Source organism: Limnomicrobium aquaticum (genome assembly GCF_040545545.1).
Classification (GTDB): Bacteria; Pseudomonadota; Alphaproteobacteria; order Rhizobiales; family Rhizobiaceae; genus Ensifer_A; species Ensifer_A aquaticum.
On the sequence record NZ_JBEPMB010000001.1, the window covers coordinates 401,772 to 426,809 of the forward strand.

Annotated in this window: 22 protein-coding genes and 1 other RNA gene; 18 read left to right on the plus strand and 5 right to left on the minus strand. The window is 61.5% G+C overall.

Annotated features, from left to right (window positions below; all coding sequences use genetic code 11):
• Positions 1 to 174: 174 nt before the first annotated feature.
• The 3 genes from ABID16_RS02005 (at position 175) to ABID16_RS02015 (ending at position 4,128) form a co-directional block, all read left to right on the plus strand.
• Positions 175 to 2,208, plus strand: coding sequence for a methyl-accepting chemotaxis protein (locus ABID16_RS02005; protein WP_354554682.1), 2,034 nt, complete (start codon positions 175 to 177; stop codon positions 2,206 to 2,208).
• 178 nt (positions 2,209 to 2,386) lie between these two features.
• Entirely contained in the window at positions 2,387 to 3,019 is a 633-nt protein-coding gene (locus ABID16_RS02010; protein ID WP_354554683.1) for a LysE family translocator, read from the plus strand.
• Between the two features lie 143 nt (positions 3,020 to 3,162).
• Positions 3,163 to 4,128, plus strand: a complete 966-nt coding sequence (locus tag ABID16_RS02015) for a transglycosylase SLT domain-containing protein (protein ID WP_354554684.1) — start codon at positions 3,163 to 3,165, stop codon at positions 4,126 to 4,128.
• A 169-nt stretch (positions 4,129 to 4,297) separates the two neighbouring features.
• Here the strand turns inward: ABID16_RS02015 and ABID16_RS02020 are convergent, their stop codons facing one another.
• Entirely contained in the window at positions 4,298 to 5,668 is a 1,371-nt protein-coding gene (locus ABID16_RS02020; protein WP_354554685.1) for a serine hydrolase domain-containing protein, read from the minus strand.
• A 126-nt stretch (positions 5,669 to 5,794) separates the two neighbouring features.
• Positions 5,795 to 7,369 (minus strand): putative bifunctional diguanylate cyclase/phosphodiesterase, encoded by a 1,575-nt coding sequence (locus ABID16_RS02025; protein ID WP_354554686.1) that lies wholly within the window; start codon positions 7,367 to 7,369, stop codon positions 5,795 to 5,797.
• A 156-nt stretch (positions 7,370 to 7,525) separates the two neighbouring features.
• Between ABID16_RS02025 and ABID16_RS02030 the strand changes: the two genes are divergently transcribed.
• The 4 genes from ABID16_RS02030 (at position 7,526) to ABID16_RS02045 (ending at position 11,694) form a co-directional block, all read left to right on the plus strand.
• Entirely contained in the window at positions 7,526 to 8,773 is a 1,248-nt protein-coding gene (locus ABID16_RS02030) for a BtaA family protein (RefSeq protein WP_354554687.1), read from the plus strand.
• Positions 8,774 to 8,823: 50 nt separating this feature from the next.
• On the plus strand, positions 8,824 to 9,435 hold the full coding sequence (locus ABID16_RS02035; protein ID WP_354555874.1) for a class I SAM-dependent methyltransferase: 612 nt from the start codon (positions 8,824 to 8,826) through the stop codon (positions 9,433 to 9,435).
• Between the two features lie 111 nt (positions 9,436 to 9,546).
• On the plus strand, positions 9,547 to 10,329 hold the full coding sequence (locus tag ABID16_RS02040; protein WP_354554688.1) for a glycoside hydrolase family 25 protein: 783 nt from the start codon (positions 9,547 to 9,549) through the stop codon (positions 10,327 to 10,329).
• 186 nt (positions 10,330 to 10,515) lie between these two features.
• Positions 10,516 to 11,694 (plus strand): NAD(P)/FAD-dependent oxidoreductase, encoded by a 1,179-nt coding sequence (locus tag ABID16_RS02045; RefSeq protein WP_354554689.1) that lies wholly within the window; start codon positions 10,516 to 10,518, stop codon positions 11,692 to 11,694.
• On the opposite strand, the gene ABID16_RS02050 is transcribed toward ABID16_RS02045, so the two are convergent.
• Entirely contained in the window at positions 11,680 to 12,624 is a 945-nt protein-coding gene (locus ABID16_RS02050) for a LysR family transcriptional regulator (RefSeq protein ID WP_354554690.1), read from the minus strand. The two genes, ABID16_RS02045 and ABID16_RS02050, sit on opposite strands and share 15 nt — an antisense overlap.
• Positions 12,625 to 12,734: 110 nt before the next feature.
• On the opposite strand from ABID16_RS02050, the gene ABID16_RS02055 reads away from it, so the two are divergent.
• Both ABID16_RS02055 and rnpB read left to right on the plus strand, forming a co-directional pair.
• Positions 12,735 to 12,989, plus strand: a complete 255-nt coding sequence (locus tag ABID16_RS02055; protein WP_354554691.1) for a DUF1127 domain-containing protein — start codon at positions 12,735 to 12,737, stop codon at positions 12,987 to 12,989.
• Between the two features lie 158 nt (positions 12,990 to 13,147).
• Positions 13,148 to 13,540, plus strand: an RNA gene (rnpB, locus tag ABID16_RS02060) — RNase P RNA component class A.
• A gap of 34 nt (positions 13,541 to 13,574) precedes the next feature.
• Here rnpB and ABID16_RS02065 read toward each other — a convergent pair.
• A complete protein-coding gene (locus tag ABID16_RS02065; RefSeq protein ID WP_354554692.1) occupies positions 13,575 to 13,871 on the minus strand; it encodes a helix-turn-helix domain-containing protein in 297 nt (98 codons plus the stop codon).
• Complete coding sequence (locus tag ABID16_RS02070; RefSeq protein ID WP_354554693.1) at positions 13,868 to 14,242, minus strand: type II toxin-antitoxin system RelE/ParE family toxin; 375 nt, start codon at positions 14,240 to 14,242, stop codon at positions 13,868 to 13,870. Before ABID16_RS02070 ends, ABID16_RS02065 begins: the two co-directional genes overlap by 4 nt.
• A gap of 417 nt (positions 14,243 to 14,659) precedes the next feature.
• Between ABID16_RS02070 and mraZ the strand changes: the two genes are divergently transcribed.
• The 9 genes from mraZ (at position 14,660) to ftsW (ending at position 25,033) form a co-directional block, all read left to right on the plus strand.
• A complete protein-coding gene (gene mraZ / locus ABID16_RS02075; protein ID WP_354554694.1) occupies positions 14,660 to 15,082 on the plus strand; it encodes a division/cell wall cluster transcriptional repressor MraZ in 423 nt (140 codons plus the stop codon).
• A gap of 32 nt (positions 15,083 to 15,114) precedes the next feature.
• Positions 15,115 to 16,146, plus strand: coding sequence for a 16S rRNA (cytosine(1402)-N(4))-methyltransferase RsmH (gene rsmH, locus ABID16_RS02080; RefSeq protein WP_354554695.1), 1,032 nt, complete (start codon positions 15,115 to 15,117; stop codon positions 16,144 to 16,146).
• A 6-nt stretch (positions 16,147 to 16,152) separates the two neighbouring features.
• Entirely contained in the window at positions 16,153 to 16,605 is a 453-nt protein-coding gene (gene ftsL / locus ABID16_RS02085) for a cell division protein FtsL (RefSeq protein ID WP_354554696.1), read from the plus strand.
• Positions 16,605 to 18,359 carry a peptidoglycan D,D-transpeptidase FtsI family protein gene (locus tag ABID16_RS02090; protein WP_354554697.1) on the plus strand — a complete coding sequence of 585 codons (1,755 nt, stop codon included), beginning with the start codon at positions 16,605 to 16,607 and terminating at the stop codon, positions 18,357 to 18,359. Before ftsL ends, ABID16_RS02090 begins: the two co-directional genes overlap by 1 nt.
• Positions 18,360 to 18,440: 81 nt before the next feature.
• Positions 18,441 to 19,904 carry a UDP-N-acetylmuramoyl-L-alanyl-D-glutamate--2,6-diaminopimelate ligase gene (locus ABID16_RS02095; protein ID WP_354554698.1) on the plus strand — a complete coding sequence of 488 codons (1,464 nt, stop codon included), beginning with the start codon at positions 18,441 to 18,443 and terminating at the stop codon, positions 19,902 to 19,904.
• Positions 19,901 to 21,334: a UDP-N-acetylmuramoylalanyl-D-glutamyl-2,6-diaminopimelate--D-alanyl-D-alanine ligase gene (locus ABID16_RS02100; RefSeq protein ID WP_354554699.1), complete on the plus strand. Its 1,434-nt coding sequence runs from the start codon at positions 19,901 to 19,903 to the stop codon at positions 21,332 to 21,334. The genes ABID16_RS02095 and ABID16_RS02100 overlap by 4 nt, the downstream gene beginning before the upstream one ends.
• A 24-nt stretch (positions 21,335 to 21,358) precedes the next feature.
• Entirely contained in the window at positions 21,359 to 22,459 is a 1,101-nt protein-coding gene (mraY, locus tag ABID16_RS02105; RefSeq protein ID WP_354554700.1) for a phospho-N-acetylmuramoyl-pentapeptide-transferase, read from the plus strand.
• 6 nt (positions 22,460 to 22,465) lie between these two features.
• On the plus strand, positions 22,466 to 23,857 hold the full coding sequence (gene murD, locus ABID16_RS02110) for a UDP-N-acetylmuramoyl-L-alanine--D-glutamate ligase (RefSeq protein WP_354554701.1): 1,392 nt from the start codon (positions 22,466 to 22,468) through the stop codon (positions 23,855 to 23,857).
• Positions 23,858 to 23,878: 21 nt separating this feature from the next.
• On the plus strand, positions 23,879 to 25,033 hold the full coding sequence (gene ftsW / locus ABID16_RS02115; protein WP_354554702.1) for a putative lipid II flippase FtsW: 1,155 nt from the start codon (positions 23,879 to 23,881) through the stop codon (positions 25,031 to 25,033).
• Positions 25,034 to 25,038: the final 5 nt, after the last annotated feature.

Here is a 25,038-nt window from a genome sequence, read left to right on the forward strand (position 1 = left end):
GGTTGTGCGCCGGCCTCGTCCGGCGCGCAGCGCGTGTTTTTATTCAAATATTAACGATGTGAGATAAAGCTATAGGTTGAGAAAACGACTTGGGGGTGGCTTATGCGGGTTCAGTTTAAAATCGTCACGAAACTGATGGCCGTTGCGCCATTGGCAATTTGCGGGATCGTTGCGGTGACGCAGATATACAGCGTTCGCGATGGTGTGATCGATGAGCAGGCCGCGCGCGAGACGCAGGCGGTCACCTTGAGCAGAGCCGTCGATCAAGCCGAGATCGACCTCCTGCAGTTGCGCCGAAACGAGAAGGACTTCCTTCTTCGCAAGGACAATGCCTATGCCGCGAAACACGCGCAATATCTCAAGAGAACCGAGGACGATCTTCAGGTCCTGAAGGCCAATCTGCCTGAGAGCGCCGGCCGTGACGCCATCGACACGCTATCGACGACACTGAAGGCTTATGGCTCGGAATTCGCCCAGATCGTGGCCCTCGATGCAGAGATCGGCCTGACGCCAGACGATGGGCTGCAGGGCAAGATGCGCGTCGCGGCTCACGATCTCGAAAAGCAGGTGTCTGACGGCGACCACGAGGCCATTCTGACCGTTCTCCTGATGTTGCGCCGGCATGAGAAGGATTTCATCATGCGGCTTGATGAGAAAAGCCGCAGGCAGCTGGGTGAGGTGGTGGCCAGGCTGCTCAAGCGCCCCGAGGCCGATTTCGGCGGCGCGGCTGCCCGCGAAGCGGCTGTGGCGTCCATCAATGCCTATTACGACGCCTTCAAGCAGCTTTCTGACAAATTGATGAGCGAGGCGGATATGCGCAAGCAATTGTCCGCCACCTTCAAGCCGGCGGAGCCGGCGCTGGATTCGATCAGGAGTTCTGTCCAGAGCATCCTTGCCGACGTGACGCGCGAGAAGGATCGAACGTCGGCGACGGCGTCAGTCGTGACCTGGTCCGTGGCCGCCTTGCTCGGTCTGCTGCTCGGCGGCGTGATCTGGCTTATCGGCCGGTCGATTGCTCGCCCGCTCGGCAGAAGCATCGGCCTGATGCGCCGGCTGGAGCAGGGCGACACGAATTTCGTCGTGACCGATACGGACCGCAGCGACGAAATCGGCGAGATGTCGCGTGCGATCAGCTCCTTCCGCGAAACTGCCGTCCAGCGGGTTCTCAGCGAGGACATGCTCAACGCCAACCGCGTGGCCCAGGAAGAGGAACGCAACGCGCGGATCGAGGAAGATCGTCGACGCGCCCGCGAAATGGCAGATGTCACGGACGAGCTGGGTCAGGGCCTGCGCCGTCTGGCCCAGGGCGATCTGACTGTACGCATCGGGGCACGATTTACCGAGGATTTCCAGGGGCTGATGGTTGATTTCAACGATTCGGTCGCAGGCCTTGCTGAAACGCTGGCCTCGATCGTCGGCTCGATCCAGGTGATCGATGGCGGCGCGCAGGAGATCGCGGCTGCGGCCAGCGACCTGTCTCATCGCACCGAGCGGCAGGCCGCATCGCTGGAGCAGACGGCAGCCGCGCTGGATGAGATCACCTCCAACGTGTCCAGCGCCACCCGCAGGACAGAAGAGGCGCGCCAGCTGGCCGCGCAGGCGAACCAGTCTGCCGACCTTTCGTTTGAGGTCGTCGGCAATGCGGTGAATGCGATGCAGCGCATCGAAGCGAGTTCCCTGCAGATTGCCAGCATCATTGGCGTCATCGACCAGATTGCCTTCCAGACCAATCTGCTGGCGCTGAATGCCGGCGTCGAGGCCGCGCGGGCAGGGGATGCCGGAAAGGGCTTCGCCGTGGTGGCTCAGGAAGTTCGTGAACTCGCCCAGCGCTCCGCCGCTGCCGCAAAGGAAATCAAGGGCCTGATCCAGAATTCCTCGCTCGAAGTCGAGGGCGGCGTGACGCTGGTTCGCGATGCCGGCGACGCGCTGCAGAAGATCGGCAGCTTTATCGTGGACATCAACGCGCATATGGACGCCATCGCCACCTCGGCGAAGGAACAGTCCGTCGGTCTCCATGAGGTCAACACCGCCGTCAACAGCATGGACCAGACGACTCAGCAAAATGCGGCCATGGTGGAGCAGTCGACGGCGGCCTCGTCGTCGCTGGCGCAGGAAGCGATCCGTCTGCGTGATCTTGTCGGCCGTTTCCAGTTCCACGATGCGGCAAACCGGCACAGGATGATGGGAGCCGTGGCGTCTGCCGCCTGATGCTTGCGCTCCATCAACCTCCTGCAATCTGGCAGCCCCGGCGTCTTTCATGGAGGCCGGGGCGCTTTTCGTTCGTCAAGATGCGCGAAACGCGGCGTTGACAGCGCGGGGAAATGGTGGCTTCACTTTTCGCTCATGAACGCCGCCCCATGAGGCGGTCGGTGGTTGGGAGGCAATCATGTCCGTTGAAACCTGGCTGGCATTCGCGGCGGCTGCCGCGGTGATCTTGGTGATTCCGGGGCCAACGATCCTTCTGGTCGTGTCCTATTCGCTGGGCTACGGGCGCAAGACTGCGGCGGTCACGGCGTCGGGCGTTGCACTTGGCGATTTTGTCGCCATGACGGCCTCCATGCTGGGGCTGGGTGCATTGCTTGCCACCTCCGCCGACCTCTTCACGGTGCTGCGCTGGATCGGCGGCGCTTACCTGATCTATCTCGGCATCAAGCTGTGGCGGGCGCCGATCCAGACGGGCCCCATCAGCGACAACGACAATCTGCCGGAGCGCAAGGGCTATCGCATCTTCGTTCACGCCTTCATGGTGACGGCGCTGAACCCCAAGAGCATCATCTTTTTCGTATCCTTCGTACCGCAGTTTATCGACCGCAATGCGGACTTCCTGCCGCAGATGGCGGTGATGGAGGCGACCTTCGTCACTCTTGCCACATTGAACGCGCTGGGTTATGCGTTCCTGGCTGACCGCGCCCGCAGCCTCATCCGTAAGGCTTCGGTGCAGAAGACGGTCAATCGCACGGGTGGTGCCATGCTGATCTCGGCTGGCACCGTGACGGCCATTTACAGCCGCGCCGCTTGAGGCCTCCGGGAGGTCTTGGTAAGCCCATGGCGAAATTTCGCCACAAGTATAACACGAATTTGCCTTATTCGTGGTTAAGAGAGAGTTATCGGAGCGGTCACAAACTTGTGATCGACCGTGGGATCAACGGGGAACATGACCGCGTGATTTTGAAGAAGACCGTCAAAACCGGCCTTGCGGCTACAGGTGTACTCTCAGCGCTCTTTGCAGCAGGGTGTACGTCAGTCGCCCAGACACCGGTCGATCAGCTGATGTCGGAACAGATTGTTGTTCCCTCGGCGAAGCCCGGAACGCAGATCGCAGGCATTCCGTCGGCAGACGATATTCAGGCCATGGCGCAGATGGAGACCGAAGTCGCCAATGCCCGCGCCAAGGCGATGGAAGAAAAGCGCATCGCAGCGGCCGCTGCCGCTGCTGCAGCCCGCGAACAGGCAGCCCTTTGCGCCGCCGGGGCTGCGAATACGGCTAAGGCGACCGCAGCAGGCGCTCCGGCTGCCAAAGGTGCTCCCGCCGTCAACTGCCCGGCCAAGGCCGGTGATCCGGTAACGGCTGCCGCCGAAAAGGCCGGCCCGACCGTTGAACTTGCGGAAGCCGTGAATACACCTGCCACGAGCGTTAATTCCTCGCTCGCCTATGCTGCTCCGCCGTTGCCGGCGAGCAGCGATGCGTTTGCTGCTCAGACCGAGGCCATGCAGGGCTCGGGTATCGTGATGGCGAGCGCACCGGCCTCGATGACGATCGCGATGGCCGCTCCAGACGCCAATAACGGCCGAATAAACCTGCTGATTTCGAAATACGCTTCCATGTATGGTGTACCGGAAACGCTGGTTCATCGCGTTGCCAAGCGCGAAAGCACCTATAATCCGCGGGCGCAGCATCGCGGCAATTACGGCCTCATGCAGATCCGCTACAACACCGCCAAGAGCCTCGGCTATGACGGTGCGCCGACGGGTCTGCTCGATGCGGAAACCAATCTGAAATATGCCGTGAAATACCTGCGCGGCGCCTGGATCGTCGCCGGCAAGAACGAGAAGGCCGCCGACTGGCTGTATCGCACCGGCTATTATTACGACGCCAAGCGCAAGGGCCTGCTGGACGATATCCAGTAAGCTGCTATCTCTTTGTTTTCATGCAATTCCGGACGCGAAACCGGTTTCCACTTTCGCTGGAATTGCTCAAGCGCAAATGAATGAACGATCAAGGCCCCGGACTGATGAAGTCCGGGGCCTTTTTGCGTTCGGGGTGTTGGCGAGGTCTGAAAGCCCTCGCTCCTTGGTATCAATCCTTCAGCTTGCCGGCGATGGCGGCAAGCAGCGTCTGCGGCCGATAGCCAAGCCGTCCCGGCGTGAGGCCCATACGAACGACGACAAGGTCGCGCGAGGGAACGACGGCGACGGTCTGCCCGTCATGACCCTGCAGCCAGTACGTGTCGGCCGGCACGCCGAACGAGGCATTCGGTTCTTCGCCGGGGCCGGTCAGCCAGCCCTGCATCTGCGTATAGACGCCATCCGAGGTGGAATTCGCGGTGCGCATCATCTTCATGAAGTCTTCGCTGACGAGGCGCGTTCCGCTCCAGATACCGTCCTGCAGCAGGAACTGGCCGATGCGGGCCCAATCGCGCGCCGAGGCATAGAGATAGGAGCCGGAGGCGAAGGTGTCGGTCTGGTCGACTTCCAGAACGGCGGACTGCATGCCGAGCGGGTTGAACAGTTCCTTGCGGGGGAAGGCCAGCGCCGCTGCCTTGTCCGGCATCTTGTTCATCCAGTAGCGCGCGATGGCAATGGATGTGCCGGTCGAATAGTTGAACTGCGTATCCGGTTTGGCAACGAGCGGCTGGGAGATGGTGAACTTCGCCATGTCCGGCTGCAGATAGAGCATGCGCGTGACGTCGGACACGTCGCCATAGTCTTCGTTGAAGGCAAGGCCGCTCTGCATGGCGGCGAGGCTCTTCAGGCTGATGTCCTTGCGGTCGTCTTTTGCCCATTCAGGGAAGAGGTTCTTGTCGTCGAAGGAGAGGAGACCCATCTGCGCGGCACGGCCGGCGAGAATGGCATTGACCGTCTTCGTCATCGACCAGCCGATCAGCGGGGTCTTGTCGTCAAAGCCGGGACCGTAGGTCTCGGCGACGATCTTGCCGTGGTGAACGACGACAATGGCGCGCATGCCGGGGCCTCGCAGCGTCTCGTCGGACAGGAGACCTGAGAGCGCGGGATCGAAGCTCGCCCCGGCATGATTGCCGGTTGGCCATTCCACATTGGCGTCGGGGGCTGTGGGTTGCGGTAGAGCGGGGAGCGCGGTCGGCGCAATCGCCTCATCCGCAAGATTCGTGCAGCCATAGCCTGGGCGATAGACAGAGCTGCGCGGAGCAGCATAGCCGAGAAGGCGCGCGGTCACCTTGCCCTTGTCCTTGTCGACATCGAGCATGACGGCCTTGAGGATCGGGTTGCCGGGCGCCTGTACGTCGTCGGCTAGCACTTTCTGTGCATCGCGGCCGGCAAGGAAGACATTGGTGCAGGCAATCTTGGCGGCGTAGCTGTCTCCGACCTGGAGGAGTTCCGGCGGCGCGACGCGGATGGTGATCAGGAATGCAATGACGGCGGCCACGAGTGCGCCGAAGAACCATTTCAACAGCTTGAAGACGATACGCATGGAGCCTCCCGCAGCCGGTGTTTTCGTGCGCGCGGCCGCGCGCCATTCGTTGATGGCTGCAGGTCCAGAATGAACAGCATAGATGTCGGCTTGTCCATCGCTGAACAATGTCTATGAGGAAATCTTTCAGGCCCGGCGCGGTGCCTCCTCGGCTCTGCGTGCCGCGATGAATTCGGCGACCCCCGAGGCGGGGATGGGCGTTGACGACAGATAACCCTGTACCTGCGAGGCGCCCCTGTGCCGGACGAAATCGATCGTATTGCCCCTGTCCTGCGGGCTGTTGGCGTTGGCGTTGGCGACCTTGAGTGCCGCACCAAACTCCATCATCGCGTCCAAAAGGCCCGCACCGTCGGCATCGGTCAGAACGCTTTGCGTCAGCGACCGCTCGAGCTTCAGCCCATCCACGTCCATCTTGATGACCTGATTGAGCGCATGAAGGGAGACGCCAAAATCGTGCAATGTCACCCGGATGCCCAGGGCATGAAGCTGCGCCAGGCGTTCCCGCACGCGCTCCATTCCGAGAGCAATCACGTTTTCGGAAAGCTCGACCGTCAGCCGTTGCGGGGGAAGGCCGGATTTGTCCAGACAGCGCACCAGATAGGCAGGGAAGTTGTCGTCCTCGAACTTTGCCTTGGAAACGGCCACGGAGACAGCGACCTGGTCAGGCCAGCTTGCCGCGTCGATGCATGCGGCGTTGAGCACCCAGGCGTCGATCTTGCGCATCAGGCCGCATCGCTCCGCAGCGGGAAGAAACCGCTCTGCCGCCATGAGCCCCTTCTGCGGATGCAGCCAGCGCAGGAGCGCTTCCATGGCAACGACCCGGCCATCGCCGGAGGCCAGGATCGGCTGAAACTCCAGCATGAATTCGCCCTTCGAGATCGCGCTGGCGAGATCGCGTTCCATTTCCAGGCGGCTGAGCGAAGCTTCCGCGAGGACCCTGTCATAGAACATGCAGGCCGAGCTCGGACGATCCTTGGCGCTGTAAAGCGCGAGATCCGCGCGCTGCATGACGTCCTCAATCGGCTCGGCGGCGCGCGAGGCTTCCGAAATTCCGATACTGACCCCGACTTCGACCGTGCCTTCCGCGAGGCTGACGGGTTCGCAGATCAGGTTTGCGATCGCCTCGCCGAGCCCGGACAATTGATCCCGGCTGGCGGCTGCCCGCACGAATATCGCGAATTCGTCCCCGCCCAGCCGAAAGACTGTGAGATTGTCATGGGCGGCCTCGAACGAACGCAGTCTGGCCGCGATCTCGATGAGCAGCTGGTCGCCGGCCTGATGACCCTTCGTATCGTTGACCAGCTTGAACTTGTCGAGGTCGAGAAGCATCAGTGCATAGGTGTCGCCCTCGGCGGCAATCCGGCGCGCCGTGCTGTGGAAGGCGGCGCGGTTCTTCAGACCCGTCAGATGATCGTGAAGCGCATCGTGCAGCAGGCGCTGCTCCTGCTGGCGGCGCGCCTCTTCAACCTCCTGCTGCCGCCGGCGGTTGCGCGCGAACTGCAGCGCGACGAGCCCCATCCAGGCCGGCATGGCCGCGAGCGTAAACTGCGAGGGGTTGGCCGATGCCCAGCTCAGAAACGAGCCGTCGTAGCCTGTATATCTGGCAATGAAGAAAAACGATGCAGGTAAAACCGCACCCACTGCCGAACCAACGAAAACATAACGTTGCTCAATTTTCGGCAGAAACGAATTTAACATCATGTTAAACGCTCCTGGTCTGTGCGCGGACTCTAGGGCCATTCACGTTAACAGCTCGTTATCCAGGGCGGTTAATGGCGGGTAAAGGGTCATCAAACTGTAGCGAATCGTGACTATGACTGCGCCCGCTTTGAAGGATTTCAGTGGGGTTCAGCGCCGATGACGGGTATCGCTCCGATTACCGGATACTTAAAGAATACAAGGCTCAAATCGGCCTTCATCAGACACCGTGCGCTGAGCGGCAAAGGGTTGTCGGAACGCCTTTTCGGGCTCATGTTTTCAGGGCTGGTTTATCCACAGATTTGGGAAGACCCGGCGGTCGATATCGAGGCCATGCGGCTGGAGCCGCACCACAGCATCGTCACCATCGGTTCGGGCGGCTGCAACATGCTCGCCTATCTCGCCGAAGGTCCGGCGCAGATCGACGTGGTTGACCTCAATCACCATCACGTGGCGCTCAACCGGCTGAAGCTTGCCGCCTTCGAGACACTGCCGTCCTATGCCGATGTCCGCCGCATGTTCGCCGAGCCGGGCAATGCCGCCAATTCGGATGCATTCGACCGCTTCATCGCGTCCGGCCTCGACAACGAGACCTTCCAGTACTGGAACGGCCGCGACAAGCTCGGTCGCCGCCGGATTTCGACCTTCGACCGCAATATCTATCGAACCGGCCTTCTCGGCCGCTTCATCGGGGCAGGGCATCTGGCTGCGCGCCTGCATGGCAAGAGTTTCGACCGCCTGATGGCGGCCCGCACGCTTCAAGAGCAGCGCGACATCTTCGACCGCGAAATCGCGCCGATGTTCGACAGTGCGCTGGTTCGCTGGATCACTAGCCGCAAGAGCTCGCTCTTCGGTCTCGGCATTCCGCCGCAGCAATATGATGAACTGGCCGGTAGCAGTGCGTCGGGCCATGTCGCCGATGTGTTGCGCGAGCGGCTGGAAAAGCTCGCCTGCGGCTTTCCGCTCAAGGACAATTACTTCGCCTGGCAGGCCTTCTCACGCCGCTATCCGAAAACCCATGAGGGCAGCCTGCCGCTCTATCTGCATCCTGACAATTTCTCGAAGATCCGCGCCAATACGCGACGGGTCGAGGTCCATCACAAGAGCTTCACAGAGCTCCTGAAGCAGAAGCACGCGGGCTCGGTCGATCGGTTTGTCCTGCTCGATGCGCAGGACTGGATGACGGCGGGGCAGCTCAACGAGCTCTGGACCGAGATCAACCGGGCGGCTGCCCCCGGTGCGCGGGTGATCTTCCGTACCGCCGCCGTGGCAAGCCCGCTGGAGGCCAAACTTGATCCGCGGACGCTGGATGTCTGGGACTATCTGCCAGATCTCTCGAATGAAATGCTGGCTCGCGATCGCTCGGCGATCTATGGCGGCTTCCATGTCTACAGGAAAGCATCGTGACAGTTCTCGATACAACCGGCATTGCCGTTGACACTGAACATGCCGCGCGCATGGACAGCATGTACCGCACCCAGCGCCACATCTACGATCTGACGCGGAAATACTATCTGCTCGGCCGCGACCGGACGATCCGGCATCTCGCCGCAAAGCCCGGCCAGAGCATTCTGGAACTCGGCTGCGGCACGGGGCGCAATCTCGCGCTTGCCGGCGCGCTCTATCCCGGATGCCGGCTCTACGGGCTGGATATTTCGGAGGAAATGCTGATCTCGGCGCGTGCCAAGCTGCCCTCCGACACGGTGCTGAAGGCGGGCGACGCTTCGGACTTCTCGGCTGAGGAGCTGGGTCGTCCGGGCTTCGACCGGATCATGATTTCCTATGCGCTGTCGATGATCCCGGCCTGGGAAGCAACGATCGATGCGGCAGTCGATGCGCTCAATCCGGGCGGCGAGCTGCACATCGTCGATTTCGGCCAGCAGGAGCGTTTGCCCGGCTGGTTTCGGCGGATGCTGAAGGCGTGGCTGGCAAGGTTCCATGTCGATCCGCGCAGGGATCTCGATTCCGTCGTTGCGGCGGTTGCCAGACGCCATGGTTGCGCGTCGCAGTTCCGGCCGCTCTACCGCGGCTATGCCTGGTCGGCAACGATCATCAAGCCCGCCGCGTAACGGATTATTTACCATGTCATGGTTGGCTGGAAGGCACGTCTTGCCGGGCCTTCTTTACAACGTGCCCGAACAGGATAACATTCTTTCGACTCGTTGATTTGCGGGACTTTCATGCGCCGTTTTGCCCTGGCCCTTCTGCCGCTTGCAGCTTTGATTGCCGGCTGCACGAGCACTGACTATGACCTGATGAAGACGGCGGCCGTGTCCTCCAAATTCAAGGACAACGACCCGCAGGATTTCGGCGCGCGCAGTCCGCACCGGCATCCGATCCATGGCATCGATGTCTCCAAGTACAACGAGCGTATTGACTGGGAAACGGCGAAGAAGTCCGGCGTTTCCTTCGCCTTCATCAAGGCGACGGAAGGCAAGGACCGTGTGGATCCGAAGTTCGACGAGTTCTGGCGTGGCGCCAAGGCTGCCAACGTCGCCTATGCGCCCTATCACTTCTACTATTTCTGCTCGACGCCCGACCAGCAGGCCGACTGGTTCATCGCCAATGTGCCGCGCGAGGCCGTCAAGCTGCCGCCTGTGCTGGATGCGGAATGGAACCCGGCATCGCCGACCTGCAAGACCAGACCCGATCCCGCGACCGTGCGCACCGACATGAAACGCTTCCTAGACCGGCTGCAGGCCCATTACGGCAAGAGGCCGATCATCTACACGTCGGTCGATTTCCACCGCGACAATTTCGTCGGCTATTTCAAGGATTACCAGTTCTGGCTGCGCTCCGTTGCCTCCCATCCGGACGAGAAATACGCCGACCGCAAGTGGGCCTTCTGGCAATATACGTCCACCGGCGTCGTGCCGGGCGTCAGCGGGCAGACAGACATCAATGTCTTTGCTGGCACGCAGGATAACTGGAAGTCCTGGCTGGCTTATGCGGACGCGCGCTGAGCCGTGTCTCCTCCAAGGATGATCCTGGCATAGATCGCGGCGTGCTCACGGTGTCGCGTGCTCTCCTTTTTGCCCTCTTGTTTGCTTCAAACGGCGAACGTCACTTGTTAAGACAGGCAGTGAACGCCTTTACGGATTGATTCACGCCGTTGCGCCAAGTTTTTGATTTCATGAAGGAGATGTCCCATGTCCGCTCGCTTCCGCTATGCCGTCGTCGGATGCGGCCTCATGGGTGCGGCGGCGGCCCGGCATCTGGCCAACATGGCGCCGGACGTGGCGTTGATCGGGCCGTCGGAGCCGGTGAACAAGGCGCATCATCGGGGCGTATTTGCCAGTCACTATGACGAGGGGCGCATTACGCGGACCATCGATCCCGATCCGGTCTGGGCGAGGCTGGCCCGCAACTCTATCGGACGTTACCGAGACATCGAGGCTGCCACCGGCATTTCTTTCTATCGCGAGGTCGGCAGTTTGCTGACGGGAGTCGGAACGGAGGAGGGGCGCCGCTATGTCGAGCGGACGCAGACTGCGGCTGACCTCGCAGGCGTCGCTGCCGAGCGGCTTTCGCAGCAAGGCATGCAGTCGAAGTTTCCCTGGTTCTCGTTTCCGGAGGGGACAGAGGGGATTTTCGAGGCGACGGGAGCCGGGCATATCAGCCCGCGTCGGCTGGTCATGGCGCAGGCGCAACTGGCCGAGCGGGCAGGGGCGGAGCGGATTGATGCCGCCGTTGGCTCGATCCGCGAGGCGGGTGGGCATGTGGTGATCACGCTGGCCGATGGCGAAGTCATTGAGGCGGAGCGGGTGCTTTGCGCGGCCGGCGGTTTCTCGATTCAAAACGGCCTGTTGCCGCGTCCGGTTGATCTGAAGGTTTATGGCCGCACGGTCGTCTTTTTCGAGGTGTCCGAGGCCGATGCGCAGGCGATGGGCGCCATGCCGTCGATGATTCACAGGGCGGTCGAGGCGCGTGACGATATCTACATGCTGCCGCCGATCCGTTATCCGGACGGGACATATTATCTCAAGATTGGCGGAGATCCGGATGAGATGGAGCTTCAGCCGGAAGATCTGGGCGACTGGTTCCGCAGCGATGGCCGGCCGCATGCGCGCGACCATCTCGTGGCGCGGATGAAGGCGCTTGTGCCGGGGCTCGACGTACTCTCCATCTCCTCCGCTTCCTGCGTCACGTCCTATACTTCGACCGGCTATCCGGCGATCGGTTGGCTGACGCCGGGGCGGATCGCCTTGGTGACGGGCGGTTGCGGGGCGGCGGCCAAAAGCTCCGACGAAATCGGCCGGCTGGGTGCGGAACTGGTCTTCGAGGACAGGATTTCCTCCTTCGACTTCGATTTCTCACCAGTCCAGTGAGAGCGAAGCGAAGGGCCAGTCGCGTTCCGGGGCGGCGATGAAACCCTCCGGGCTGAGTTGCGCGTTCTCGACCAGCCAGTTCATGAAGACCTGCGCGGGCTTTGACGTCTTCGGCCTTTCGCTCGATGGGCGTACCAGCAATCCGTTCTCGAATTTCAGGAAGCCAACCGGCGCGACGAGGCTTCCGTTCTTCAACTCCCGTTCGATCAGGAATTTCGGTGCGAGCGTCGCGCCCATGCCGCGCTCGGCCGCCTCGAAGGCGAGCGACGAGAGATCGAAGGTGAGTTCGCGTTCGCGTATGAGGGTGAGGCCGGTCAGCTGCGACCAATGTTTCCAGGCAACCTCGCCTTCGCGGCGGTGGATGATGGTTGGGACCTTGATCGTCGTTTCCGTCAGTTCGCAGGGGGAGCCGGGTGCCATGACGAGGCCGATATGGACATCGCCGAGCGAGCGGGCATCCGGATGTTCGACATGCGGGCTCAGCAGCCGGTCCCAGGAGACCACCAGATCGACTGGACCTTCGAGCCTGCGGCTGCCGTGCGGACCGGTGAGGCGGATCAGCACGTCGATGTCGGGGTAGTCGACATTGAAGCGCGCGATCGTCGGGATCATCCATTGACGGGCGAAGGTTGAGCTGGCCGCGACCGTGACGGATGCGCGGCCGCCTCCGGTGATCGTTGAATAGGTGCGGCGCATTTCGTCCATGCTGCGCGCGACGGTTTCGGCCAGCTGGCGGCCTTCGTCGGTCAGTTCCAGCTGCAGGCCACGCTTGATGAACAGCTCGGTTCCGGCATGATCCTGCAATTGATGGAGCTGCTTGCTCACCGCGCTGTGCGTGCGGCCGAGCATGTCGGCGGCGGCGCCTACCGAACCTGTGCGGAAGAAGGCCTCCAGCGTCGCAAGCGCGGTGAGCGGCGGCAACTTGTCCATGGCGACATCCCGGCTGTTGGAATTTTTCTCACATAGTCTGAGCGCATTATTCAATTTTTTCGGTGAATGAAAAGAGATAAATTCCGATCGTTGGAAAAAGGAGAAGCGCCATGCGGCACGCGATTGAAGGTGAATACACACGGTACGAACAAGGGCAGATTGCCGGGCTTCTGATTGAAGCCCCGCATCATGTCAGCGGTTTCGCGGCGGTGCTTGCCACGTTCAATGTGTGGCAGGCGCGGCGACGCATGCGGCGCGACATGGCGCGCGACATGCGGACCTTCACGGACGCGATGATCGAGGACGCCGGCATGACGCGCAAAGAGGCGGAGCGCGAAGTGCGTAAGCCGTTCTGGGTGGCTTGAGACCGGCGCCGTTCCTACCGATGAGGGGCGCGTGTTACCAGGAATAGAGGGTCCGGAGGTCTCGAAACGGCTTCCGGGCCGCTTCTGTTTTGAAGCCGACATCCTATCTGTCGGATTTGCTGTGGTGTTTTGGCTGCAAAGGCGCTATCACCCGCGCGCCAGTTGGCCGGGCAGCCGCGCTTCATCAATGCCGAAAGGCGATGGGGTGAGGAAAGTCCGGGCTCCACGGAGATACGGTGCCGGATAACGTCCGGCGGGGGCGACCCTAGGGAAAGTGCCACAGAAAGCAAACCGCCTTCCATTGGGAGGTCAGGGTGAAAGGGTGGGGTAAGAGCCCACCGCGCGCCTGGCAACAGGGGCGGCACGGCAAACCCCACCGGGAGCAAGACCGAATAGGGATGACGCGGCGGGGCAACCCGTCAGCCTGTTTCCGGGCCAGTCATCCGGGTGGGTTGCGCGAGGCGGCATGCAAATGTCGTCCCAGATGAATGGCTGCCACGTTCCGGTTCGCCGGAGCCATACAGAACCCGGCTTACAGGCCAACTGGCGAATTTTCCCTCTTTGACGGGGCGAGGCGGCGCGTAATCAGGCGGCGCTCAACGCGCGCTCCACGGCCTCCGGTTCCTTGTCGATGATCGTCAGGAGAATGCGCGAGGGTGCGTCCATATTGGAGCGGTTTTGCTCCCAATCGCGGATGCGTCCGACCGAGAAGCCGAAGCGCGCCGCAAATGCCTGCTGAGAAAGACCCAGCTTACGGCGAATGGCTTTCACATCCACCTCTGCCGGAATGTGGACGTTATACCCTTCCACGTCCGCTTCACCCGAGGCGAAAGCCAAGGCTTCACGTGCACCTTGCAGAATCCGGGATCCAGCTCTGGTCATTTGTCACTCCTGCTTTTGCCCGCTCTTGTCCGGGCGTGCGCGCGCCATGCCTGGGGCAGCGCCGTCAGAATGCCTCGAAGCGCATTACGCTCCGCTTTTGAAAGGTTAGTCTGGGTGTCTTTGCTAAACACGTCGAGCAAAAACACCGGGATGTCCGCGGCTGCATAAAATGTGATGACCCGATAGCCGCCACTTTTGCCTTTGCCGCGACCTGCAAAACGCAGCTTTCTCGCGCCGCCCGTTCCCGCCACGATGTCGCCCGCGTCGGGGTTGGCAACCAAATGCGAGACGATTGCCTCCCGTTCGGCGTCAGTCAGGCCCTCCTCCTTCGCGGAGGTTAGGTAGGCTGGCGTTTCGATCACGGTGTGCATGAGTCATTCATACGGAATTTCCGCATGAACGTCAAATTTATGTGCGGAAATTCCGCACAAGTGATGCATGGCCCGTGATCGGGGATTTGGCCGCACAATCGCGTCCTCGTTCAAGCCTGACGACTCGTTCCCACCCCCGCTTAAAACTTCATTAAGTTTAACGGCTTAATAATTTTTCGAGTGCGCGCGCCGCTCGAAATGCCGTTTCCCATTGACGCCCATGTGGTCCCATGCTATCCCATAAGTCAGCCGAAAGGATGCTCTTTAGCGTCCTAAAAATGCAGAAAGTGGAAGGGGTTAGCACCCTTGTTGCGCTGCGGCGGCGGAATGTCTGTGGCACCTCATGCGGGAGGCTTGTTGCGGGCGCGGTAGGGCGGATGATCTGTCCTGCCATTTCGGAAACGGTTGTATCGCGTCATGATCCGCTTCCTGTCGAATTTTGTGAACAGGATCGATGCCAAGGGGCGGGTTTCCGTGCCTTCGAGCTTTCGTTCCATTCTCGTTTCGGCGGATGTGCAGGATCTTTATTGTTTCCAGGACTTTGTGTTTCCGGCGATCAGCGTTGGCGGCCCCGAGCTGCTGGCGCGCCTCGAAAGGCGGATCGAGGTGGCGGACCCATTCTCGCCGGAAGCCAACCGGATGTCGCTGCTGGTTCACGGTGGCGGCGTCTTCATGAAGCTCGATCAGGAGGGGCGGTTGATGGTCACGGACTTCATCCGCAACTTCACGGGCATTACCGATCACGTCGCCTTTGTCGGGCGAGGGGATCATTTCCAGTTGTGGCGGCCGGAGGCGTGGGAGACTGCGCGAGAGGCGGCCCGCGAGGGGCTGGGGCGCTGAGAGGCTCGTGCCCCCATACGAGGGAATTTGGCATGGCGGCGGTCGAGGCTGACGGCGTTCACGAGGGCGCCGATTATACGGGTGATCGCCCGCATATCCCGGTCATGCTGCCGGAAGTTCTCGACGCGCTTGCCGTGCAACCCGGTCAGGTCATTCTCGATGGCACCTTCGGTGCGGGCGGCTACACGTCCGCGATCCTGAGCGCGGGTGCGCGCGTGATCGCGCTCGATCGCGACCCGAATGCGATTGCCGGCGGCAAGGCGCTCGTTGAAAAGTCTGGCGGCGCGCTGACGCTCGTCCATTCCCGCTTTTCCGATCTCGCCTCGCATGCTCCGGCTGAGGGGCTCGATGGCGTCGTACTGGATATCGGCGTTTCCTCCATGCAGATTGACGAGGCCGAGCGCGGCTTTTCGTTTCAGCGAAACGGACCGCTCGACATGCGCATGTCGGCTTCCGGCGTCAGCGCTGCCGATGTCGTCAATCGCGCCAAGGTCGGCGATCTCATCCGCATCTTCGGTTTTCTCGGCGAAGAGAAGCAGGCGGGCCGCATAGCCCGCGCCATCGAGAAGCGTCGGGCGGAAAAGCCGTTCGAGACGACGCGCGATCTGGCCGGCCTCATCGAAATCGTCACGCCGCGCAAGGCCAAGGACAAGATCCATCCGGCCACGCGGGTCTTCCAGGCGCTGCGTGTATTCGTCAATGACGAGCTGGGCGAACTCGCCAAGGCCCTGTTTGCGGCAGAGGCTTCGTTGAAGCCCGGCGGACGTCTCGTCGTCGTTACGTTCCATTCGCTCGAGGACCGGATCGTCAAGCGCTTCTTTGCCGATCGCTCGGGTAAGGCGGCCGGCTCGCGGCACCTGCCGCAGGTTCACGACAAGCCGGCGCAATTCGATCTCGTTCATAAATCGGCGCTTCAGGCGAGCGATGCGGAGGCGGAGATCAATCCGCGTGCCCGCTCGGCCAAGCTTCGCGCCGGCATTCGTACCACGGCCGCCGCCGGTCCTGCCGACATGGCGATCTTCGATCTGCCTGATCTCGCCAGCCTTGCAAAATTGGGGAGCTGACCGTCCATGTTTCGTACATTCGATATCTTTTTGATCGTGATCATGACGGTCGCCGCGACGATCACCTATTCCATCAAGCACAAGGCTGAGGGCGTGCTTGAAGATGTTCACAAGCTCGATGCGGAAATCAAGCTGGAGAAGGACACGATCGATCTTCTGAAGGCTGACTGGGCGCTGGCGACCCAGCCGAACCGGCTGGCGCGGTTGGCCGACACGTTCAAAGGCGATCTCAAGCTGCAGTTGACCGATTCCAACCAGATCATCCGGCCGAAGGAACTGCCGATGATGAAGGCTGACGTCGGACTTGCAGATGCAGAGGCCGCTGGTCTGGCGCCGGATGCCCGCAAGACCGACGAAGTGGTCAGGTCCGCGCCTGCCAGGAACGATACGGCGAAGGCGTCCATCCCCACGCCCATGTCCAAGCCCGATAGCATCAAGACCGGATCGGTGAAGCACTGATGTCATTCCTGTCCCGCATCATGAACATCAAGAGCAAGGCGCATTTTTCTGCGACACCTCGCGGTGCTCGCAGGGCAGGTGACGGCAAGGCTCGTTTCGAGGGCACGCTCAAGCGTTCGGGTGCGCAGGCCAAGAGCCGCGTCGGCATCATTTTTGCGGGCTTCACGGTTGCCTATCTCGTCATCGGCGGACGTCTTGTCGAATACGGAATGGCCAAGCCGGAGACGGTGTCCAGCATCATGCCGTCCGACAATCTGCTCGCCTCTCGTCCGGACATTCTGGATCGCAACGGGCAGGTGCTGGCCACCGACATCCGCACCGTCTCGCTCTATGCCGAACCGTCAAAGATCATCGATCCGGACGAGGCGCTGGAAGAGTTGACCAGCGTGTTGCCCGATCTTGAACCGAAATCCACCTATCGGAAGCTTTCCTCCAAGAGCCATTTTCAGTGGCTGCGCCGCCAGTTGACGCCGCGTCAGCAGAGCCAGATCCTGGCGCTTGGTATCCCCGGCATCGGCTTCCGTCCGGAAAAGCGCCGCTTCTATCCGGGCGGCGCGACGGCCTCCCACGTGCTGGGCCTCGTCAATATCGACAACCGCGGCATTGCCGGAATGGAAAAATATGTCGACAGCCAGGGGCTTGCGGACTTGGCTGCGGTGGGCATGACGAACGACGCCAAGCTGGAGCCGGTCAAGCTTTCGATCGATCTGCGTGTGCAGAACGCGCTTCGCGACGTTCTGGTCGACGGGATGCAGCGCTACCAGGGCATTGGCGCCGGCGGTGTCGTGCTGAACGCCCATACCGGTGAGGTCGTGGCGCTGGCGTCTTACCCGGATTTCGATCCGAACGAGCCGACCCATGCCCTTGACCCGGATCGCCTGAACCGTGTTTCGGCCGGCACCTACGAAATGGGCTCGACCTTCAAGGCCTTTACGATCGCGATGGGCCTCGACTACGGCACGATGACACTGAACACGACGTTCGACGCGACCAAGCCGCTCTATATCGGCGGCTTCACCATTCACGACTTTCACGGCACGCGCCGCGTGCTGACGGTTGATGAAGTTTTCGTCCATTCATCCAACATTGGCGCTGCCCGCATGGCTGATGCCGTGGGTATCGATGCGCACAAGGCCTTCCTCCAGCGCATGGGGCTGCTCAGCCGCATGGATACCGAGCTTCCGGAAGTGGCCTCGCCTTCACAGCCGCGGACCTGGAAGCGCATCAACTCTATGACGATTGCCTATGGTCACGGTGTGGCCACCACGCCGCTGCAGACCGCCATGGCGGGTGCCGCACTCGTCAATGGCGGCTATCTCATCCAGCCGACCTTCCTGCCACGCACCCGTGAGGCAGCGGACAAGATCGCCGTGAAGGTGGTCAAGGATTCGACCGTGCGCGATATGCGCAAGCTGTTCCGCGACAACGTCGTGGAGTCGGTTGGCTCCGGCAAGCAGGCCGGCGTTCCGGGCTTCGATGTCGGCGGCAAGACCGGGACTGCGGAAAAGCTCGTGCGCGGGCGCTACGTCAACGGCCATAACTTCAACGCGTTTCTTTCGGCTTTCCCGATGAGTGATCCACAATATGTGGTTCTTGTCTTCATCGACGATCCGCGCACCGGCGAACGTAATTCCAATATTGCCGGTAACACGGCCACCCCCATGGTCGGGCGCGTTATTGCGCGGGTTGCACCTCTTCTTGGTGTTCAGCCGAAATTTGGCCCAGATGGATCGGCAACGCTCGTTTCTTATTAAGATCGACGCAATTCCGTTTAAAATGGACTAATCCCGATTCGAGGCGTCCGGATAAGCGGGCGTGAAAGGCGAATATCATCGATGAAGCTTCGTGACCTCGCAGGTTCAGACTTTCCGGAAATCGATGCATTGCTTGCGAGCTCTGCCGGAGACGTTCAGATCACGTCCATCACGGCCGATAGCCGTCAGGTTGCTCATGGCGCGCTTTTCGTGGCGGTGTCGGGCTCAAAGGCGGATGGCTCGACCTTTGCGGGCGAGGCGGTGACGAAGGGCGCAAGCGCCATCGTCATCTCTGCCAACGCCTCCGTAGACGCCTCCGTTCCAGTCCTGAAAGTGGAGGAACCTCGTCGTTTCCTCTCATTGGCTGCCGCGCGTTTCTTCGGAGCGCAGCCGGCGGTCATGACTGCCGTCACGGGAACGGCCGGCAAGACATCGGTCGCCTCCTTCACACGCCAGATCTGGGCGCATGCCGGCTTTGCCGCCGCCATGATCGGCACGACGGGCGTGATTGCGCCCGGCCGCGCCGATTATGGAACGCTGACGACGCCCGATCCGGTCTCTTTGCACAAGCTTCTTGCCGAGCTGTCGCGGGAGGGCGTCACGCATGCGGCGATGGAGGCCTCAAGCCATGGTCTCGACCAGCATCGGCTTGACGGCGTGCAGCTTGCGGCTGCCGCCTTCACTAATCTCGGCCGCGACCATATGGATTATCATCCGACGGTCGAGCATTACCTTGCCTCCAAGATGCGGTTGTTCAGCCTTCTGCCCCACGGCGCTCCGGCGGTGATTTTTGCCGACGATGCCTATTCGCTTCACGCCATCGAGGCGGCCGGCCGGGCTGGCTGCGAAGTGTTGACAGTGGGCCGCAAGGGGACGTTCCTGACGCTGAAACGGGTCGAGCATTTCCGCCACAAGCAGATGGCCGAAATCCATTGCGGCGCTGACATCTACGAAGTGGATATTCCGCTCGCCGGCGATTTCCAGGTGGCGAATGCGCTGGTCGCCGCGGGCCTTGCCATGTCCACGGGCGTCAGCCCGGCGGCCGTCATGGCAGCACTCGGCAAGCTTGTTGGCGCTTCGGGCCGCCTTGAGCTGGTTGGCCACACGGTCGACGGAGCGCTCGCCTATGTGGACTACGCGCACAAGCCGGATGCGCTGGAAAATGTTCTGACCTCCGTTCGTCCCTTCACGACCGGCCGCGTCATCGTGGTCTTCGGCTGCGGTGGGGATCGCGACAAGGGCAAGCGGCCGCTGATGGGCGAGATCGCTTCGCGGCTCGCCGATGTCGTCATCGTGACCGACGACAATCCGCGTTCGGAAGTGCCTGCCGTGATCCGCTCGGAGATTCTCGCTGCCGCGCCGAAGGCACTTGAAATCGCAGATCGGGCCGAAGCGATCCGCACGGCCTGCGGCATGCTGAAATCCGGGGACACGCTGATCGTTGCCGGCAAGGGTCACGAAGAAGGCCAGATCGTCGGAGACAAGGTGCTGCCTTTCTCGGATCAGGCCGAGATCGACAAGGCTTTGGGAGGGCTTCAGGCTTGAACACGCTCTGGACGTCGGACGAACTCGTCAGCGCGATGCATGGGAGACCCTTCGGCTCGCTGCCGCAAGGGGTGACCGGCATTTCCATCGACAGCCGTTCGATCGGTAAGGGTGAGGCTTTCTTCGCCATCAAGGGCGACCGGGTTGACGGGCATGATTATGCTTCCGTCGCCGCCGCCAATGGTGCGGCGCTGCTGGTTGTCAGCGAGGCAAAGTTGCCGGCTCTCGGTCGCGTGACGACGCCGATGATCGTGGTGGATGATGTGCTGGCCGGGTTGGAGCGCCTCGGGCGTGCGGCGCGGGTGCGCTCGGCTGCCAAGGTCATTGCGGTCACCGGCTCGGTCGGCAAGACGACGACGAAGGAGATGCTGCGCAAGGCGCTGGAATCGTCCGGCACCGTTCACGCCTCCGTTGCTTCGTTCAACAACCATTGGGGGGTGCCGCTGACGCTCGCCCGCATGCCGAAGGATGTCGATTACGGCGTCTTCGAAATCGGCATGAACCATCCGGGCGAAATCCGTGCGCTGGTTTCGATGGTGCGGCCGGACATCGCCATCATTACCACGGTGGCCGGTGCACATCTCGGCAATTTCCGCTCTGTCGAAGAGATTGCCTATGCGAAGTCTGAAATCCTCGAAGGCATCGAGGCCGACGGTCATGCGATCCTCAATCGCGATATCGAGTATTTTCCGATCCTTGAAAAAGTCGCGATCGAAAACCGCGTTCCGCATATCCATTCCTTCGGCAACAATGCCCGTGCCGATTTCCGTCTTGCGGAATTCAACGGCCATGCCACAAGCTCCAACCTCTGGGCCGTGATCGGTGGCCGCACTATCGAAGTGACGATCGGGGCTCCCGGGCGGCACATCGCGGAAAATGCGCTTGCGGTGCTGGGCGCCGTATCGCTTGCCGGCGCCGATCTCGACCGCGCGGCCGAAGCGCTTGCGTCCTTCATGCCGGAAAAGGGCAGAGGGCAGCGGCATATCCTGTCGCTTGGCGAAGGCAAGGGCACGTTCACGCTGATCGACGAAAGCTACAACGCCAATCCCGCTTCCATGCGTGCGGCCATCGGCTTGCTCGCTGTCACGCCGGCCACGGGCGAGGGGCGGCAGATTGCGGTTCTGGGTGACATGCTGGAAATGGGCGAGAACTCGCCGTCCATTCATGGCAATCTGGCACAACCACTGCGTCAGGCCGGTATCAGGCATCTGTGGCTCGCAGGGCGCGACATGCGTCTGCTTGCGGAAGCCATGGCTGGGTCTGCGGATGTTGCTTACCGTCAGACTGCCGAAGAGCTTGCAGACTATGCGGTTTCTCATGTATCCGACGGCGATGTGCTGGTCGTCAAATCGTCGCTGGGAACAGGATTCGGCAAGATCACGGCGGCCCTTCTCAATGCATTCCAGCCGGCACAAGCCACTGGAATCTGACAACTTAGATTAGAAAGAGCCGCTATGCTGATCTGGCTTGTGGAACTGTCGCATCATATCCAGTTTTTCAATCTGTTCCGCTACATTACCTTCAGAGCCGGCGCAGCCCTCTTCACCTCCGCTTTCATCGTCTTCCTGTTCGGGCCGCGCATCATTGCCTCGCTGCGCATCCGCCAGGGCAAGGGCCAGCCGATCCGCGCCGATGGGCCGCAGACGCATTTCAAGAAGGCCGGCACGCCCACCATGGGCGGGTTGATGATCCTAGCAGGCATCGTGGTTTCGTCGCTGCTCTGGGCAGACCTCTCCAACGTCTACGTGGTCTCGACGCTGCTCGTGACGCTCGGCTTCGGTGCCATCGGCTTCTACGATGACTATCTCAAGGTGACCAAGCAGTCGGACAAAGGCTTCTCAGGCAAAGCGCGCCTGGGCATTGAATTCGTGATTGCTGGCCTTGCCGTTTATTTCATGATGCGCAGCTCGATGGCGTCCGCGCCGAACGGCTCGATCATCGGGACGTCGATCGCGTTCCCGTTCTTCAAGGACTTCTTCGTCAATCTCGGCATGTTCTTCGTGCTCTTCGGCGGCTTCGTCATCGTCGGCGCTGGCAACGCCGTGAACCTGACGGACGGCCTCGACGGGCTCGCCATCGTGCCGGTGATGATTGCTTCCGCCTCGTTCGGCGTGATTGCCTATCTCGCCGGCAACGCGGTGTTCGCGAACTATCTGCAGATCAATTTCGTACCCGGCACGGGTGAACTCGCCGTCATCATGGGCGCGGTGATCGGGGCGGGGCTCGGCTTCCTCTGGTTCAACGCGCCGCCGGCCGCCATCTTCATGGGCGACACGGGGTCGCTGGCGCTCGGCGGCATGATCGGCACGGTGGCTGTCGCCACCAAGCACGAGATCGTCATGGCGATCATCGGCGGGCTCTTCGTCATGGAGACGCTGTCGGTCATCATCCAGGTCTTCTGGTTCAAGCGGACGGGAAAACGCGTCTTCCTCATGGCGCCCATCCACCACCATTTCGAAAAGCTCGGCTGGACGGAAAGTCAGGTCGTGATCCGATTCTGGATCATCGCCGTCGGGCTTGCCATGGTCGGCCTTGCCACGCTCAAGCTCAGGTAATTGCCCATGATGCCGGTAACGTCACTCGGTGGCCGCAAGGTCGCCCTTTTCGGGCTAGGCGGTTCGGGGCTTGCGACCGCGCAGGCGCTGATGGCTGGTGGGGCGGACGTGACCGCCTGGGATGATAATCCCGCGAGCGTCGAGAAGGCAAAGGCGGCGGGCATCGCGACCGCAGATCTGCATGGCATCGACTGGAAGGGGATGGATTGCTTCGTGCTGTCGCCCGGCGTGCCGCTGACGCATCCGAAGCCACACTGGACGGTCGATCTGGCGCATGCCGCCGGCGTCGAGATCATCGGTGATGTCGAGCTTTTCGTGCGTGAGCGGATGAAGCTCGCTGCCGATTGCCCCTTCATTGCGATCACCGGCACCAACGGTAAATCCACGACGACAGCGCTGATCGCGCATATCCTGAAATCTTCCGGCCGCGATACGCAGCTCGGCGGCAATATCGGCACCGCCGTGCTGACGCTCGATCCGCCGGCGGCGAACCGCTTCTACGTGGTGGAATGCTCGTCCTACCAGATCGATCTGGCACCATCGATCAATCCGTCCGCCGGCATTCTGCTCAACCTGACGCCCGACCATCTCGATCGTCACGGCACGATGCAGCACTATGCCGACGTCAAGGAACGGCTGGTCGCGGGGAGCAAAAACGCCATTGTCGGCGTCGATGACAGCTATTGCAGCCAGATCGCCGACCGCATCGAACGCGCCGGCGTATCGGTTACGCGCATTTCGCGCCGGCTGGCGCTGACGGACGGGATCTATGCCGATGGCAGCCGCATCCTGAAGGCTGAGGCTGGCCAAGTGACCGAACTTCTGGACCTCAAGGGTGTCGAGACGCTGCGCGGCGGGCACAATGCGCAGAATGCGGCGGCGGCGATCGGTGCATGCCTTGCTGTTGGCGTCAGCCTTGACGACATCCGCGCCGGCATCCGTTCCTTCCCCGGCCTCAAGCATCGCATGCAGCCGGTTGGCAAGCGTGACCATGTGACCTTCGTCAACGATTCCAAGGCGACGAATGCGGAGGCTGCGGCGCCGGCGCTCTCAAGCTATGACCGGATTTACTGGATTGCCGGCGGCCTGCCGAAGGAGGGCGGGATCACGGCGCTGCAGCCGCTCTTCTCGAAAATCGCCAAGGCCTATCTGATCGGCGAGGCCGCGCCGCAGTTTGCCGCGACGCTCGGCGAGGCCGTGCCTTACGAGATTTCCGGAACCCTCGATTTCGCGGTTGCCCATGCGGCAAAGGATGCGGCGGAAGACAAGACTGGCCCCGTGGCCGTCATGCTGTCCCCGGCTTGCGCAAGCTTCGATCAGTACAAGAATTTCGAGGTCCGTGGTGATTCGTTCGTTGCGATCGTATCGGACCTTGATGGCGTCACGATGCTGGTTTGAACACGGCAGGAGATCGGTCGAATGGTAAGCCGCGCGGATAGAGGTCGGGTTGCAGACTGGTTCTGGACCATAGACCGTTATTTCCTTTTCGTTTTCGTGCTGCTGATGGGCATCGGCTTCATGCTGTCCTTTGCCGCATCGCCGGCGGTGGCCGAACGCATCGGAGCGAGCGAATTCCACTTCGTGACCAAGCATGCCGAATTTCTGTTGCCGGCCCTTATGGTGATGATCGGGGTGTCTTTCATGACACCGAAGACCGTGCGGCGCACGGCGGTGATCATGCTGATCGTTTCGCTGACGCTGATGGTGCTGGTTCTCTTTATCGGTGTTGAGGTGAAGGGGTCGCGGCGCTGGATTTCGCTGGGACCGCTCGGCATTCAGGCGTCGGAATTCATGAAGCCGGCCTTTATCGTTGTCTGTGCATGGCTCTTTGCCGAGCATCAGAAGCAGCCGGAAATTCCGGGAAATCTCTTCGCAATCCTGCTTTACGGCATTGTGGTTGCGCTGCTCGTGGCCGAGCCGGACCTTGGTCAGACGATTCTGACGACTTCGGTGTGGGGTGGTATGTTCTTTATGGCCGGCATGCCGTGGCTGTGGATCACGCTGATGGCGGTCTTTGCCGTCGGTGGCCTGACCTCGGCCTACATACTGCTGCCGCACGTGGCGGCCCGTATCGACAAGTTCCTGACGGGCGAGGGCGATACGTTCCAGGTGGACACAGCGCGTCAGGCGATCTTTCGCGGCGGCTGGTTCGGCCAGGGGCCGGGCGAGGGGCAAATGAAGAAGATCATCCCCGACGCCCATACCGACTTCGTCTTCTCCGTGGCGGCGGAAGAATTCGGCATTATCTTCTGCATGGCGCTGGTTGCGCTCTTTGCCTTCATCGTGATGCGCGGTCTGTCGATTGCCTATCGCGAGAAGGATCCGTTCAACCGGTTCGCCATTTCCGGTCTGGTGCTGCAGTTCGGCATCCAGTCCTTCATCAATGTCGGGGTCAATCTCGAACTGCTGCCGGCGAAGGGCATGACCTTGCCCTTCATCTCCTATGGCGGTTCGTCGATGATCGCGATCTGCATCACGGCCGGTTTCATCCTGGCGTTGACGCGGCACAGGCCCGAGACGCGCTCGCGCGAGCGCAGCCTGTTCAGCATCGCCCACGGTCATCCCGCCGAGTGAGGTTT